Source organism: Bacillus sp. FSL M8-0071 (genome assembly GCF_037975455.1).
GTDB lineage: Bacteria > Bacillota > Bacilli > Bacillales > Bacillaceae > Bacillus > Bacillus subtilis.
The window spans coordinates 3,274,187-3,289,446 of the sequence record NZ_CP150256.1 but is presented as its reverse complement, the minus strand read 5'-3'; the positions used below and the strand labels follow the sequence as shown (position 1 = coordinate 3,289,446).

Genomic DNA, 15,260 nt, shown 5'->3' with positions numbered 1-15,260 from the left:
GAACGCATCCAATTGGAATGCGTTCTTTTTTTAGCTGGGAAGAGCCGAGTTGCATTTGTCTAAAATCAAAAAAACGGCTGCGACAATCATTTCTTCTGTGGTGGACAGCCAGATGTCGCTGATCAATTGGTCTGTTGTGTGAGCAGTCATCCACAAAAACAGCAGCTGTACGATGCCGGCAAGGAGAATGAATAGACGTTTTCCTGTCTTGAAAAATGTAAAGCTATGTATCATCAGCCGTTCAAATGGTTCAAAGCATAATCCGAGAACAAGGAATACCATGGCAAAAAGCAGGACATGAGCTGCTGAGCGGTAGCTCGTTCCCGCTAAAGAAAACAATATATAGATGACAGCAAAATAGGTCAACACCACTGCTGCTGCGGCCAGCAAGTACTTTATGGAGAGCCGCAATAAGCGTTTTGAAGGGTTTTGATGTTTCACTGGTTCAGCTCCTTATGAAGGCTTGCAGAGAACGAGTGCTCTCTGCAAGCCGCAAGTCTTTTATTTACTGCATTTCTTTTTCACTACTGGGTGCTTTTCTTTTGAAAGCACATCAGTAAAGTCTTTGCCCAAGTCAAGGTGCGCTTGAACAAATGTTTCAGGAAGCATGGCAAGCCATTGGTTTAAAGATACATCAGCATAATGGTCGTCTTTGAAGATTTCTAAAAAGACAAGCGGTTCATCCCCGATGTTTTCAACGTAATGACCCATTGCAAATGGTACATACCCGACATCACCGGCTTGGTAATTAAACGTTCTGGCATGGCCGTCAGATGCAAAAACGGTCATTCTAGCTTTACCGGAGATGTAGTATTGCCATTCGTGGGTATTCGGATGCCAGTGCAGTTCTCTTATGGCGCCGGGTTCTACTGTTACGAGCGCTGATGCGATGGTTTTAGACACTTTGAAGTTTGTCGAATCTGCAATGTATACTTTTCCTCCCTCAGATTCGATCGGCTCTTGTTCAAGAAGGCGGTAAGTAAATGGATAAGGCACTTCGCCATTCGGCCCTTCCACAATATCATCTTTTAAACTGCCAGGAAGTTGGTTTTCAAATATATATTTTTCTTTGCCAGGTAAATTGGCAATCTCTTCTTTTGTCACGCCGAAGTTCGCAGCAATAACTTCTTTTGGAGTGTGGGCAAGCCAATCTGTCAGCTGGAACGTGCTGTTTTCAGAGAATGATCCATCGTCAAACACGAGCAGGAACTCAGCTCCCTCATCCAGCGCTTGGATGGAGTGCGGCAGGCCTGACGGGAAGTACCAAAGGTCTCCTTCACCTACATCGTCAATAAAGCTGCGCCCTTTTTCATCTACAATTGTGACTCTTGCACTTCCGTAAATCATATAAGCCCATTCAGCTTCTTTATGCCAGTGAAGCTCGCGAATCGCACCTGGCTTCAGCCGCATATTTACGGATGCAAGGTTTTCTGAAATCGGCAATTCACGTACTGTCACTTCACGGGCATATCCGCCTTTTTCTAATCGGTTATGAGTATCAGAGAACGAAAACTTCATATTGCTGACGGTGCCATGATCGGTTTCAGGCGGAACGAGCATATCAGGGTTTTGCCGGTCTCTTTCAATATTGCGCGAGATTTTTACCGTTGCTCCTTTGTCTCCTCTAATTGGCTGCGGAATGTCATTTTGTTTTTTCATGAAATATTTCCTCCTTAAATTTAATGTGATAGCAGAAAGAGAAGGTGAAAGGCCTTTCGTTTTCCCTTCTGTTTTGTTAAGTGAAAAAAACCAGTGAAAAGTCAACTTCGATTGAAAAATTATTTTTTTGCATGATCTTTCAGTTCTGTCATTAGTTCTATTAGTTGATCAAACTTCTTTTCGAATCGGGTCAGCAGATACATTGCAATCAGCGCGGGAAACCCCAAATTGCCGATCTGTTTTACGACTTCCTCTATAAAAACCTGATCCATAGGAAAATACCTCCCTTCTTTTTCTGCAGTCATGTATGTAAGTGAAGGAAAACCGATAAAACGTAAACTGCTGCAAAGTATTTTGGAAGACACTAGTCGGAAAGTAGTAGTTTACTTTTTTTTGCTTTCCTTCATTTAATTTAGTAGGGAGGCGGTTTGATGGACTATCAAAGTCTTTTACGGTCAAAATGTAAGGAGATAATGAAGCATCCCATCGTGAAGCATTTTTTGAGCAATCCTCAGCATTACCGTTTGTTCAAAAAAGTAATGGAAAGCCCTAACGAAAAAGATGCAAAATCATTGGACGAGCTATTTAAGCAGTTTTATAAAGAAATCCGCATCGTCAAGTATATGAATTCAATGATTCGCATCTTTTCTATTGATTTTGATAAGCGGGTTCGCAAAAATCAAAAACGGTATCCGCTGACGGTTGATCATCCGGAGGCAGGAGATCGGCTTCCTTCCGAAACAGGAAGCGATGCATTTGAAGAATTTTTAGACAGGCAGGATGATTTGAGCCAGCATGTTCAGGATTATCAGCTCTACCAAGCGATTCAGAATCTGACTGACAAACAAAAAAGTGTGCTGACGAAAGTGTATCTTCACGGTGCCACGATGCAGGAGATTGCAGATTCATTAGGGGAGTCCCGACAAAACATCTCCAACATTCATAAAAAGGGGCTGGAGAATATCAGAAAGCAGCTAGCGGCGCAAAAAAAGGGGGAAAAGTAAGCTGTGGACGGCCAGTTTGAACAAAAAAAGAAACAAAAAGACGAGACTTATGACATTGAGCACCTGATTGCATGCTTTTCACCGATGATCAGAAAAAAACTCAGCAATACGTCCTATCAAGAAAGAGAAGATTTAGAGCAAGAGCTGAAGATCAAAATGTTTGAAAAGGCTGATATGCTTTTATGTCAGGATGTACCGGGGTTTTGGGAGTTTATTTTGTACATGGTGGATGAGAACTCATAATATTTTCATATGAAAAAACATCAAAAGGGAGCGCTTGTTTGCTCCTTTTTTGCTGTTTTGATTTGCCAAGCTCCAATGTATTCAAAAATGTACCATAAATAAACGATATAATGATAAGATGAAAAAAAACAGTGACAGAAAGGAACATAAAAGTGGAAAATGCGTCAATTTTAATCGTAGACGATGAGAAAGCGATTGTGGACATGATCAAACGCGTTCTCGAAAAAGAAGGTTATCGAAATATACTGGATGCGGCAAGCGCAGAAGAAGCGATTCCCGTTGTGAAGGCCAATAAGGTTGACTTGATTGTGCTGGATGTCATGATGGGCGGAATGTCCGGTTTTGAAGCCTGCACATTGATCAGAGAGTATTCAGACGCTCCGATTTTTTTCCTGACGGCAAGATCATCCGACGCGGACAAATTATCGGGCTTTGCGGTTGGAGCTGATGACTATATCACAAAACCATTTAATCCGCTGGAATTAGCGGCGCGGATCAGAGCGCATCTCAAGCGTACATATCAATCGAAAGAAACGAGTTCAAATCAAACCTACACATATGATTACTTTACTTTTTCTCCGCAAAATGCCGAGTTGATCGTAGGCGGGGAAGCCGTTGCCTGTTCAGCCCAGCTTCTGCAGCTTTTGCAGTATTTTTGTGAACACCCTAACGTGGTGCTTTCCAAAGATCAAATATATGAAAAAGTATGGGGCTATCCTTCCTACGGTGACAACAACACCGTCATGGTTCATATTCGCAAGCTTAGGGAGAAGATTGAGCGCGATCCGAGCAATCCGGAGTATATTGTAACCGTTCGAGGTCTCGGCTATCGTTTTATCCCAAATCCTGAAGGCAAGCGGTCATGAGGTTAAGATGGAAGTTTTTGTTTCACTTTTTCGGCCAGATGCTGATTGTGATCCTGCTGCTTACGGTTATGCTTGTTGCATCGTTTTTCTATTTAGACGCCCGTTTTAGCGATGCGGAATCCAATTCAGGGCTGACGAAAGCAACGACCGACACACTTGAGGCATATCTCGATGTAAACGAAGACGGGACATGGGAAGTGGATAATTTCCTGAAGAAATCTGTTGATAAACAGCACGGCTGGATGCAAATCATTGATTCGGAAGGAAACACTGATTATTCCTACGGCGTGCCAAAAGACGTGCCGGGCACCTATACCAAGAAAGAGCTTTTGTCTATTTATAAAACCAAAAAGCTTCATAACTATAAACTGAATTATTGGGCCATCAATATTGAAGATAAGTCGTATCTTCTATTGTCCGGCTGGAAATCAAAAAGTGAACAGCTCCTGACTTCCGTTGAAAAGCGTGAACAAAAGATAGACTCACTAGCGCACTATAAGTCTAGTACCATCGACTATATTAAACGGAAAAAAGGCGCCATTTACCTGTTAGACAGCAATGGAAAGATTCTCGACAGCATCAACAGCACAAAAAGCGAAAGAAAAACGATGAACCAGCTGGAGCTGCTTAAATACAGCTCTAAGCCTTGGAACTATAAGCGGGAAATTTCCGTTAAGATCCTCAATAAAGACAGATGGATGGTCGCTACGGTGCCAAACCCAGTCTATGTAACCGATCAGGAGTTTAACAAATCATTCCTGAAGGTTGTATTAAAAGCGATGTTTCTCGTGATGGCCGTTTTGTTCATGTATATCATTTGGATGACCGTTTGGTATATGTTCCGATTCGGGCTGCCGATTTTTCACACGATTAGATGGCTGGTCAATCTGTCAAAAGGGAAGCTTGAGGAACCTAGAAACCGGGAAGGCCGTCCTGTCAGCAAAAATAAAAAGGGAAAAATCAAACAGCCGTACCGCTTCTTCGGTGAGATATTTGAATCAATGGATCAGCTGACTGAAACGCTGAGAAGGGATAAAAGAAACAGAGAAAAAATCCAGGCGACAAGGGAAGAATGGATTGCCGGTTTGTCACATGACTTAAAAACACCGCTCAGCAGCATTTACGGCTACAGCATGATGCTCGAGTCGAAGCAGTATGACTGGTCGCCGGAAGAAGTGAAAGAAATGGGGCAGGTTGTCAGAGAAAAATCTGAATACATGTCTAAGCTGATTGAAGACTTAAATTTAACGTATCGGCTGAAAAATGATGCTCTTCCTATTGAGAGAAATCTCACTAGCCTTATCCCGTTTTTTAAAAATGTCATTGAGGATTTTAAGAAAAATCCGTTTTCTGAAGGCTATGATATCTCGTTTGTATCCAAAGAAGAGCATATTGAATTTGCCCTTGATGAAGCGTGGTTCAGGCGCATATTAGAAAACCTCCTTGGGAATGCCGTGAAGCACAACGACAAAGGAACAGAGATTCAAGTCATTCTGGAGCAAACAAAAAATCATATATCTTTAAAGGTGAAGGACAATGGGAAAGGAATGGATGAAGAAACGATTACCCATTTGTTTAACCGTTACTACAGAGGGACGAACACAAAAGATTCAACTGCCGGAACGGGTCTCGGGCTCGCGATTGCCAAGGAGCTTGTCCATCTGCATAACGGAACGATACATGTGAACAGCAGAATGAACATTGGAACGGTCATTACCATCCTTTTTAAAAAACAATAAACATCAAGTGGTTTGGACACCTCTTTGCCGGGAATAACAATATATAGACTGAAGCTAAAGAGGTGTAACACATGGATGCAGTATTGGAAGCAGACACTCGGGCAGTGATTGGAGAAGGCCCGTTATGGGATGAAGAAAACGGCCGCTTATATTGGGTTGATATCCTGGGGAGCGAGCTCCATATCTTTGACCCTGAAGAAAAAATCAACCGATCAATCAAATTCAAATCCTTTGTGACGGCGCTTGCGAAATATTCAAAGGATGAACTGATTATGACGATGAAGGACGGGTTTTACCTGTATCATCTTCGGGATGACAGCTTGGAAAAAATTAAACAGCCGAAGGACATGCATGAGAGCCTGAGATTTAATGATGCTAAATGTGACCCGTACGGAAGGCTTTGGGCGGGGACGACGAGCATGGAAGGCGAGCAAAAACAGGCGTCGCTGTACCGTTTGAATCTAGACGGCAGTCTTGTCAAAATCAAGGATCAAGTCTCCACCTCAAACGGTTTGGATTGGGACCGCGAGCGGAATTTGATGTATTACATCGACACGCCGACGCAGGAGATTGTGCGTTACAGCTATGATCCTCAAAGCGGAGATGTTTCGAATCCAGAACCTGTCTATCGTTTTGATCAGTCAGACGGATTACCGGACGGCATGACAATTGACCAAAATGGCATGCTGTGGGTGGCGCTGTTTGGCGGCAGCCGCGTTGTTCACATTGACCCGTTTCAGAAAAAAGAAATCAATTCAATCAGCGTGCCGGCTAAATATGTCACGTGCTGCGCGTTCGGCGGCAGAGACTTAAAAACCCTTTACATTACAACGGCAACAGAACAAATGACAGAAAAAGAGAGATACGAGCAGCCTCACGCTGGAGGGTTGTTTTCAGCACAACTGGAAACAGGCGGATATCAGCCGGTACCATTTGCTGGAGACGTATAAAAAAAACGCATCCGAAACACGGATGCGTTTTTTTATACTACAGAGAACGGATAATGCCGCCTTCCACACGCTGTGCCGTGCCGTTAATGGCGGATGCGGCGTCAGACGCGAGGAATACGATTGTGTTAGCGACTTCTTCTGCTGTCGCGTATCGCTGAATAAGCGAGGTTGGCTCATTGACCTTGAAATAGTCTTTGATAAATGTGTCTGTATCCTGGCCGGCTGCTTGTGCGGCGCCTTCCATATAGGATGCCACGCCCTCTGTCCAAGTAGGTCCCGGGAGCACTGAGTTAACCGTCACATTTGTGCCTTTTGTCATTTCAGCCATTCCTCTTGAAAGGCTGATCAGCGCCGTTTTTGTCATTGAGTATGGAATCATCGTTGGCAGCGGTTTGACGCCTGCTTCACTTGCAATATTTAAAATGCGGCCGCTGTTTTTGGCAAGCATTTTTGGAAGGAAGTGACGGCTTGTCCGAACGGCGCTCATCACGTTCACTTCGAAATATTGATTCCACTCTTCATCTGTCACATCAGCAAAGTCTTTTACCTCGAAGAAACCAAGGTTGTTGACAAGGATATCGATATCACCGATTTCATTTACTTTTTCAATAAAAGCCGCTGCTTCATCTGTTTTTGACAAATCGGCAGCAGCACCGTGCACTGTTCCATAGCCAGAAAGCTCTTCAATGGTGCGATCGACAGTCTCCTGTTTGCGTCCGTTGACAATGACTGCCGCACCCTCTTGCAGAAAGCTTTTTGCGGCGGCTTTCCCGATGCCGGACGTCGAGCCGGTGATTAAGACGAGTTTGTCTTTTAGCTGTAAATCCATAAGAATCATTCCTTTTGTAGATGATGGTATTAAGTATACAAGATCAAATTTAGTGTTTACGAGGATTTTGCTCCCATGCATAATACGGGGAAAAGTCATTCAGGACGCATATACAAGCCTGTCAGTCATATAGTATAATTACTCCGAAAAAAGGATACGAATGTCAAATAGGTGCCGGTCCGTGAACAACAGCCGGCTTAAAAGGGAAACCGGTAAAAGCCGGTGCGGTCCCGCCACTGTAATTGGCCAAGCGCCAAGAGCCAGGATACCTGCCTGTTTGATCAGCACGAATTCTGCGAGGACAGATGATGTGTAAACAATAGGCTTTTTTGTGTTGTTTACAGCATCTTTACCGTCGTAGAGATGCTTTTTTAGTTCGTTTAGGAGGAAAAGATTATGAAAAAACGAGCCGGGATATGGACTGCGCTCCTGCTGGCTGCTGTTATGCTGGCAGGCTGCGGCAATCCTGCGGATCAGAAGGATTCAAAGGCAAAACAAAAAACAGAAGCGTTTCCTGTCACCATTGATGATGCGTCAAACCAAGATGTAACCATCAAAAAAGAGCCAAAAAAGATTGTTTCATTAATGCCGAGCAACACAGAAATTACATACGCACTTGGCCTTGGTGACAAAGTGGTCGGTGTCACCACAAACGATACCTATCCAAAGGAAGTCAAAAAGGTTGAGAAAGTCGGAGATATGAATGTAAACGTTGAAAAAGTCATTTCTCTAAAACCAGATCTCGTTCTGGCCCATGAGTCTTCCATGTCAGCATCAGCGGATGCCATCAAACAGCTGAAGGACGCGGGCATTACAGTGCTGACTGTCAATGATGCACAATCATTCTCCGAGGTGTACAAATCAATTGAAATGATCGGAGAAGCTGCCGGGGCGGAGAAAAAAGCCGATCAGCTCGTGAAAAGCATGAAATCAGATCTAAAGGATATTAAAGAAAAAGCGAAAAACATTTCAAAGGACGAGGAGAAAAGCGTATTTATCGAGGTTTCTCCTAATCCTGACATTTATACAACCGGAAAAGATACGTTTATGAATGAAATGCTGAATGTCATCCATGCTAAAAACGCAGCTGCGGATCAGACAGGATGGGTGCAAATGACAGACGAGGCGATCGTAAAACTCAATCCTGATGCAATTGTTACAACGGACGGTGTGAAAGCGAAAGCTGTGGAAAAACGCGATGGCTGGAGCGAAATCAATGCTGTGAAACATCATCGTGTATATGATGTGGACCCTGATCTTGTGACACGTTCCGGTCCCCGTCTGATCGAAGGGGTCGAAGAACTTGCGGAAAGCATTTACCCGGATACGTTTAAGGAATAATCGTTATGCCGCATATATCATTGGTTTCTCATTTTTAGCCGTGAGCATCATCTTAGGAATTTCTTGCGGCAGCCTGCATATTCCTATTCCCGCTGTTTTTCGTGTCTTTTGGCATCAAGGTTTCGGCGGCTCTATCGGTTCTGATGATCCGATGTACACTAATATTATGATGAATATCAGACTGCCGAGAGTTGTGCTGGCCGCCCTTGTGGGGGCGGCTCTTTCTATTGCAGGGGCCGCTTTTCAAGGATTGTTGAAAAATCCGCTTGCTGATCCCTATACGCTAGGTGTGTCATCCGGTGCTTCAGTTGGAGCTGTTGTGACTCTGTTCTTAGGTCTGCACCTTCCTGTCATCGGAGAGTTTACACTCCCGGTTGTGAGTGTAGCCGCGGCACTTGCCACGATGGCGGCGGTCCTTTTCTTCAGCCGCCTCGTTCATGCTTCGATGTCTGTTTCCACCCTCATTTTGACCGGTGTCATCACTAACTCTTTTTTGGGCGCATTTATTTCTCTTATCATCGCCTTGACAGGAGACAACCTGCTTCCGATTGTGCATTGGCTGCTTGGCAGCGTCTCAATGAGGGGCTGGAGCTATGTTATTTTGTTTCTCCCGTTTTTTCTTTTGGGAACCATTTTATTGATTATAAACGGAAGGGAACTAAACGTGATGACATATGGAGAAGATAAAGCAAAGCTTCTTGGAGTCAGCGTTCAGCAGAGGAAGATGATGATTCTAATAGCCGGATCTCTTTTGACGGGAAGCGCTGTGGCAGTATCGGGTACGATTGGCTTTGTCGGCCTTGTGATTCCGCATATCACAAGGTTTTTGTGGGGAACGGACCATCGGCATTTACTGCCGCTGTCCGCCTTGCTCGGGGCAGGATTTCTCGTTTTAGCCGATCTGCTTTCCAGAACCATCATTGAGCCGATTGAACTGCCGATCGGGATCATTACGTCCTTGGCGGGAGCGCCTGTGTTCGCTCTTATTTTAATTCGGCAGCACCGCGGGAGGAGAAGCTTATGATGAAGGCAGAAGGGCTGTCGGGAGGATACGGTGACAGCCGCCTAATCAACAATGTCAGCTTAACAGTGGAGAAGGGAGAATTTCTCGGAATTCTTGGCCCTAATGGAAGCGGAAAAACCACGCTTTTGCACTTGCTGGCAGGCACGCTGCCGGCCAAGGAAGGCAGCGTTTATCTGGCCGGAAAACTGCTGGCGGACTATAAACCGAAGGAACTGGCGCAAATCATGGCCGTCCTGCCGCAAAAAACGGATCAAGCCTTCACCTTTACCGTCGAAGAAACTGTAGCCTTTGGCAGATATCCATTCCAAACGGGGCTGTTCAGACAGCAGACTGAAAAGGATGAAGCCATTGTACAGGAAGCAATGGAGCAAACAGGAGTGGCCGATTTTGCGCAAAAGCCGATTCGCGAACTAAGCGGAGGGGAACAGCAGCGGGTGTATTTGGCACAAGCTTTGGCGCAGCAGCCGCGTATTTTATTTTTGGACGAGCCGACTAATTTTCTCGATCTGGCTTATCAAAAAGACCTGCTTGATCTGATCAAACGCCTGACGAGAGAAAGCGGATTGGCAGCTGTCAGTGTTTTTCATGATCTGAACACCGCAAGCCTGTACTGTGATGAGCTCATGTTTATGAAAAACGGTACCGCTGGGCCTAAGCAAAAACCGGAATATGTTGTTACAGAACAAAGCATAAAGGCGGTGTACGATACAGATGTCACCGCCTTGGTTCATCAAAGCTCACCTAAACCGATGATTGTGATTCAGCCTGAAAAAGATAGCGTGAAGCGGCAGTCTATCCCATTTGAAGCATTGCTCCAAGCGGGGCGTGATAACATTCTTCTGCAAACGGAAATCCCGCTTCGAACATTGTCCTCGACGCCTATCGGTGCAGGGTTTTCGTGGAGCAGGACGCTGATCCATAAACGGCTGCCAGATCAGCCAGATCCGATAGAAGGACTTATGGCCTATCTTTCAGAAAGCGGTTTTCAACTGCAGGAGACGTGTGCGATGGCTTCTTCAGAAAGACTTGACCGTTTCGTGTATCGAACGTATGAAGACGGAGAGTTATCCGTTTTCATATGCGTTCAGACCGGCTTTTCGATTTGGATTTTGATTAACGGCTATGCGGCAGATCAATACTTCATCAAAGCTCTTATGGCTGCCGAAGCAGAACGGACGAAAGTGCTGGGAGACGGAAGAGGCACAGGTGATATTCTCATCGCCGGGACTCAAACTCAGCAATCCGAAAACATAGAACAGCGGCTGAACCAATTGATAAAGAAAGGGACGGCTGAATGTGTAGAAGAGGCTGCTGAGTTGTTTGAATAAGTCTGTAAAGGAGATTCAGGGTATGAAACTATATACAAAAACAGGCGATAAGGGACAAACGGGCTTAGTCGGGGGCAGAACGGACAAGGACAGCCTACGCGTCGAAAGCTACGGCACGATTGACGAGCTTAACAGCTTTATCGGGCTTGCTTTGGCAGAGCTTTCCGGGCAGCCCGGCTTTGAAGATCTGACAGCCGAGCTGCTGACCATCCAGCATGAGCTGTTTGACTGCGGAGGCGATCTGGCAATCGTCACAGAAAGAAAAGACTATAAACTAACGGAAGAATCTGTTTCCTTTTTAGAAACGCGCATTGATGCCTATACAGCAGAAGCGCCGGAACTGAAGAAATTTATTCTTCCAGGCGGATCAAAGGGTGCTTCGCTTCTCCATATCGCCCGCACCATTACAAGGCGGGCAGAACGAAGAGTGGTGGCGCTGATGAAATCGGAGGAGATTCATGAAACAGTGCTGCGTTATCTCAATCGTCTGTCCGATTATTTCTTTGCCGCCGCACGGGTTGTGAATGCAAGAAGCGGTATTGGCGATGTAGAATATGAAAGAAGTGCCATTGTGTTTCGGGACCGAAACAGCAGCGAATCATAAAAAGTGAAAAGGAAAGCCGGCGTGTTCAAATACATGCCGGCTTTTTTTGTTTTTCACTCTGTCAATTTCCCATTTTACGACAAAAAATGAACCTTATGAATTATTGACTGAAAAATGGAAAAATGAGATATTGTAATAAATAGATGTAAAAAATAGGCAACGGGGGGCTCTGATGGATGGTGAAATTGATTGAAAGTGATAGCATCTGGAAGAGAAATTTCAATTATCTGTTTTTCTCAAGAATAGTCAAGATATCCGGCGATATGTTCGCATTTAATTCAATATTATGGTTTTTAATTTATGACGGCAAAGGTGCGATCGGCACTGCTTTATTGATTGCTGTCACTTTTTTGCCGGAAGCCGTTCTGGCGCCTGTGACGGGGCCTTTTATGAAACAGACCACGCTGAAATTTTGGATGTACTTTTCAGATCTGACAAGGGCGGCGATTGTTTTGATTATCCCTCTATGTCATTTTGCGGGCTTCTCTCCGCTGTGGTTTGTCATGACGCTTATGATTGTGCATTCAGCTACTGGAGCTGCCTACAATCCCGCCTCTATCGCTTTGATTCCTCAAATCGTAAATGAACAGGGCATTCAAAAAGCAAATGCTGTGCTGCAGTCCTCCGCTCAAATTGTCAGGCTCGGGGCTGTCACATTATGCGGCGCTTTTCTTACATTTATCAGTCCTTCTTATACCATGCTTATCGCACTTGTGCTCTATTTGGTGTCAGGTTTTCTCGTTCTTTTTATTAAGTACACTGCGGTTGAATCTCAATCAGAGTCTGCGGTTGTTACACAGAGAGGCACATATATCGGAAGACTGAAACGCGGCTTTAGGCTCGTCAGAAAACACCAGATTTTATACCCGCTCGCCATTTACTGTATCTTTATGAATTTCGCGGCTGCCCCATGGGAAGCGCTCTCTGCCGTATACGTTGCGGAAGATTTAAACGGCCAGCCGATCGTATACTCGCTTTTAAAGGCCACCACCGCCGCGGGCGCGTTTTTATTAGGGTTTGTGCTGGCGAAAGTCAAGGTAAACAGGTACGGCTTGTTATTCGTCACTGCCGGCATTATTGAAGGATTTGCTTTCTTTATTACCGGGATGAATACCTTTTTGCCGCTCGTCTTTTTCGCTGCTTTTACCTTTGGCGCCGCAGTCAGTGCTGTTAATGTTCCTGAGTATACGATTATCCAGACGTCTGTGGACAGTGAGGATCAGCCGCAGGTTTACGCCGTTATACATATGATCTCAAATATTTCGATCCCTGCCGGAGCTGTCATTTGCGGGTATGCCGCTAATGCTTTCGGCTCAGGTAAAGTGATCGCTGTCGGCGGGATTGTCGAAATTATTGCGGGTATCGGAATTTTGCTGTTTACAAAACTGGCCAAAGCAGAAAGGTCCGACCTGATTAAAGAAAGGGAAGCAAGTGTTCATCTGTAAAGGGTTTTAAAACGCCATGCCTCGTGCATGGCGTTTTTTTGTGCCAATGGGTCCGGTGCGAGATACGACTCCGGTCTTATATAAAAATCAATCTCTGATTCGTTTTGCATATCTTCCAACTTGTATAAGATGAAGACAAGGAAAACGAAAGGAGGATCTGCATGAAGATAAACAAGAAAACAATAGGCGGATTCTTATTAATTGTATTTGGGATCTCTGTCTTTTTTGGAGGAGGAAGCTTCGGCTTTATCATCCCGCTCGCCATCGGGAGCTTGATGACATACGCAGGAATCAAAAGGTTTGCCGCGGGAAAAACCATCACGGGAATCATCGTGGGCGGTATCGGAGCCATTATGCTCATCTGCTCACTTCCGTTTGTCGTCGGAATCGCGTTGGCGGCCGCTATGGTGTATTACGGCTGGAAGCTGATGAAAAACGGATCAGCTGATAACGGTGTATCATCTTTTGATCCTGAACCGGCTTCGGCTGCTTACCAATCTCACTTTGATGACGAATGGGAAGAATTTTTGAAGAAAAAATAATATCAATATATTAGGAGGAATTAGGTATGGTATTAAAAAGAATCAGAGACATGTTTGTTGCGTCAGTTCATGAAGGACTTGATAAAATGGAGAATCCAAAGGTGATGCTGAATCAATATGTACGCGATATGGAAAGCGACATCGCAAAAGCAAAGCAAACAATTGTGAAACAGCACACGATTGCCTATCAATTTAAGAAAAAATATGAAGAAGCCGCTGAAGTTGCTGGCAAACGGAAAAATCAGGCACAGCTCGCATTTGACGCAGGTGAAGAAGAACTGGCGAAAAAGGCGCTGACTGAAATGAAGTATTTAGAAGGGAAGGCGGCTGAGCATAAAGCTTCCTATGAACAGGCAAACAGTCAGCTGGCTGATCTGAAAGAGCAGCTGGCTGCACTTGAAACAAAGCTTCAGGACGTAAAGGATAAAAAACAGGCGCTGATTGCGCGGGCAAATGCGGCGAAAGCTAAAGAGCATATGAATACGACATTTGACAAAATTGACAGTGAAAGCGCGTATCGTGAATTTTTGCGTATTGAAAATCGTATTGAAGAAATGGAAATCCGCGCGAATTATTCAAAGTCAGCGGAAGCCGGCGCAGAACTTACACGTAAAGAATTCGCAGACGATGTGGAAGCGGAGATTGAAAAAATGCGGACACTTTCACTGCAAAAATCAGACCAGACACAAGCGGCAAATGAATAAGCGGAACGGGGAAGGATTTGCGGTCAAGTCCTTCCCTTCCGCACGTATCAATTCGCAAGCTTTTCCTTTATAATAGAATGAATGAGAAGGATGAAACCGAATGAAAAAAATGCTTGGCAAACTGTTGATCACTGCCGGTATTCTGGTTTTTTTCGCCGTTGTCGTAAAAGATGTGTTTGCTGCAGGCCTGGGTTTGATAAATGGCACAGAAGCCGATTCAGCCAGCGCATCGCCGCGGGACATTGACAGCATGGTCATTGAGTCGGATAGCAAGGATGTCCGGATTATAGCGGAAGAACGAAGTGACATATCGGCAGGCATTTCAGGAGACTCAGGAAAGTTATTTGTTACTGAAAACAAAAGAAAACTGGAGCTGACCGTAAAGGAAAAAGAATTTCAATTTTTGAATGGATTTAACCGTTCAACTCTTATCGTCAGGCTTCCGTATGATTATAAAGGTGATCTGGCAGTACGAACCTCAAGCGGTGACGTGTCTGTGGCCGGGAATGACCATCTTGCGCTTTCCGGGCTGAACGCAGTATCTGCGAGCGGAAATACGAGCGTGACGGACGTCCGCATTCAAGATCTGAAAGTGAAGGCATCATCGGGGGATGTTTCCATTTCAAATACCGTCTCCAAAACAGCCGGCATTGATTTAGCTTCAGGGGACGCAAATCTGGTTCATGTATCAGGCTCTCTTGATGTGAAAATGACTTCAGGAGATTTTAATGCTGTATTGAAAAAGGTAACCGGTCCCGTATCTGTCACGCTGACAAGCGGTGATGCTAATGTAAGCCTTCCCCAAAACGGCAGCTTTGCAGTCAATGCTTTATCAGCAAGCGGTGACGTCAGTTCGCCGTATTCATTTGCTGATAAAGCACATAAAGAACAGCATCACATCACAGGCACGCAAGGAAGCGGCCAGCATCCAATCGACATCAAAACGGACAGCGGGGATCTAGCGATACGGTAGCACTAGGCA

General features: G+C 44.9%; 17 protein-coding genes and 1 riboswitch. Of the genes, 13 read left to right on the top strand and 4 right to left on the bottom strand.

The features are described from left to right. Positions 1-30 precede the first annotated feature (30 nt). From rsiO to MKX71_RS17100, 3 genes are all read right to left on the bottom strand, one after another. Complete coding sequence (gene rsiO, locus MKX71_RS17110; protein ID WP_046381322.1) at positions 31-441, bottom strand: acid stress-sensitive anti sigma factor RsiO; 411 nt, start codon at positions 439-441, stop codon at positions 31-33. A 60-nt stretch (positions 442-501) separates the two neighbouring features. After that, entirely contained in the window at positions 502-1,659 is a 1,158-nt protein-coding gene (gene oxdC / locus MKX71_RS17105) for an oxalate decarboxylase (RefSeq protein WP_339231374.1), read from the bottom strand. Between the two features lie 119 nt (positions 1,660-1,778). Beyond that, positions 1,779-1,931: a YvrJ family protein gene (locus tag MKX71_RS17100; protein WP_003244090.1), complete on the bottom strand. Its 153-nt coding sequence runs from the start codon at positions 1,929-1,931 to the stop codon at positions 1,779-1,781. Positions 1,932-2,132: 201 nt separating this feature from the next. On the opposite strand from MKX71_RS17100, the gene sigO reads away from it, so the two are divergent. The 5 genes from sigO (at position 2,133) to MKX71_RS17075 (ending at position 6,461) form a co-directional block, all read left to right on the top strand. After that, positions 2,133-2,663 (top strand): RNA polymerase sigma factor SigO, encoded by a 531-nt coding sequence (sigO, locus tag MKX71_RS17095; RefSeq protein ID WP_339231372.1) that lies wholly within the window; start codon positions 2,133-2,135, stop codon positions 2,661-2,663. A gap of 3 nt (positions 2,664-2,666) precedes the next feature. Beyond that, positions 2,667-2,906, top strand: a complete 240-nt coding sequence (rsoA, locus tag MKX71_RS17090; RefSeq protein ID WP_003228484.1) for a sigma-O factor regulator RsoA — start codon at positions 2,667-2,669, stop codon at positions 2,904-2,906. A 152-nt stretch (positions 2,907-3,058) separates the two neighbouring features. Continuing rightward, entirely contained in the window at positions 3,059-3,772 is a 714-nt protein-coding gene (gene yvrH / locus MKX71_RS17085) for a two-component system response regulator YvrH (RefSeq protein ID WP_003243545.1), read from the top strand. Next, a complete protein-coding gene (yvrG, locus tag MKX71_RS17080) occupies positions 3,769-5,511 on the top strand; it encodes a two-component system sensor histidine kinase YvrG (protein WP_032726840.1) in 1,743 nt (580 codons plus the stop codon). Before yvrH ends, yvrG begins: the two co-directional genes overlap by 4 nt. A gap of 71 nt (positions 5,512-5,582) precedes the next feature. Then, positions 5,583-6,461, top strand: coding sequence for an SMP-30/gluconolactonase/LRE family protein (locus MKX71_RS17075; protein ID WP_003228493.1), 879 nt, complete (start codon positions 5,583-5,585; stop codon positions 6,459-6,461). 37 nt (positions 6,462-6,498) lie between these two features. Here MKX71_RS17075 and MKX71_RS17070 read toward each other — a convergent pair whose 3' ends face one another. After that, positions 6,499-7,290 carry an SDR family oxidoreductase gene (locus MKX71_RS17070; RefSeq protein ID WP_015384617.1) on the bottom strand — a complete coding sequence of 264 codons (792 nt, stop codon included), beginning with the start codon at positions 7,288-7,290 and terminating at the stop codon, positions 6,499-6,501. A gap of 152 nt (positions 7,291-7,442) precedes the next feature. Then, positions 7,443-7,582: riboswitch (cobalamin riboswitch) on the top strand. A 104-nt stretch (positions 7,583-7,686) separates the two neighbouring features. On the opposite strand from MKX71_RS17070, the gene MKX71_RS17065 reads away from it, so the two are divergent. The 8 genes from MKX71_RS17065 (at position 7,687) to MKX71_RS17030 (ending at position 15,251) form a co-directional block, all read left to right on the top strand. Then, positions 7,687-8,631 (top strand): ABC transporter substrate-binding protein, encoded by a 945-nt coding sequence (locus tag MKX71_RS17065; RefSeq protein ID WP_192858010.1) that lies wholly within the window; start codon positions 7,687-7,689, stop codon positions 8,629-8,631. Further along, positions 8,594-9,655: an iron ABC transporter permease gene (locus MKX71_RS17060; protein WP_042974729.1), complete on the top strand. Its 1,062-nt coding sequence runs from the start codon at positions 8,594-8,596 to the stop codon at positions 9,653-9,655. Before MKX71_RS17065 ends, MKX71_RS17060 begins: the two co-directional genes overlap by 38 nt. Continuing rightward, positions 9,655-10,983, top strand: a complete 1,329-nt coding sequence (locus MKX71_RS17055) for an ATP-binding cassette domain-containing protein (protein WP_339232051.1) — start codon at positions 9,655-9,657, stop codon at positions 10,981-10,983. Before MKX71_RS17060 ends, MKX71_RS17055 begins: the two co-directional genes overlap by 1 nt. 22 nt (positions 10,984-11,005) lie before the next feature. Further along, complete coding sequence (locus MKX71_RS17050; RefSeq protein WP_017696410.1) at positions 11,006-11,587, top strand: cob(I)yrinic acid a,c-diamide adenosyltransferase; 582 nt, start codon at positions 11,006-11,008, stop codon at positions 11,585-11,587. Between the two features lie 176 nt (positions 11,588-11,763). Beyond that, positions 11,764-13,032, top strand: a complete 1,269-nt coding sequence (locus MKX71_RS17045; RefSeq protein ID WP_019712956.1) for an MFS transporter — start codon at positions 11,764-11,766, stop codon at positions 13,030-13,032. A 161-nt stretch (positions 13,033-13,193) separates the two neighbouring features. Continuing rightward, positions 13,194-13,574, top strand: coding sequence for a cell envelope stress-induced membrane anchor protein LiaI (gene liaI / locus MKX71_RS17040; RefSeq protein WP_003243447.1), 381 nt, complete (start codon positions 13,194-13,196; stop codon positions 13,572-13,574). A gap of 26 nt (positions 13,575-13,600) precedes the next feature. Beyond that, the gene (locus MKX71_RS17035; protein ID WP_015714684.1) at positions 13,601-14,278 is read left to right on the top strand and encodes a PspA/IM30 family protein; all 678 of its coding nucleotides are present in this window, start codon (positions 13,601-13,603) and stop codon (positions 14,276-14,278) included. Between the two features lie 100 nt (positions 14,279-14,378). Beyond that, positions 14,379-15,251, top strand: coding sequence for a DUF4097 domain-containing protein (locus MKX71_RS17030; protein ID WP_192858007.1), 873 nt, complete (start codon positions 14,379-14,381; stop codon positions 15,249-15,251). Positions 15,252-15,260 lie beyond the last annotated feature (9 nt).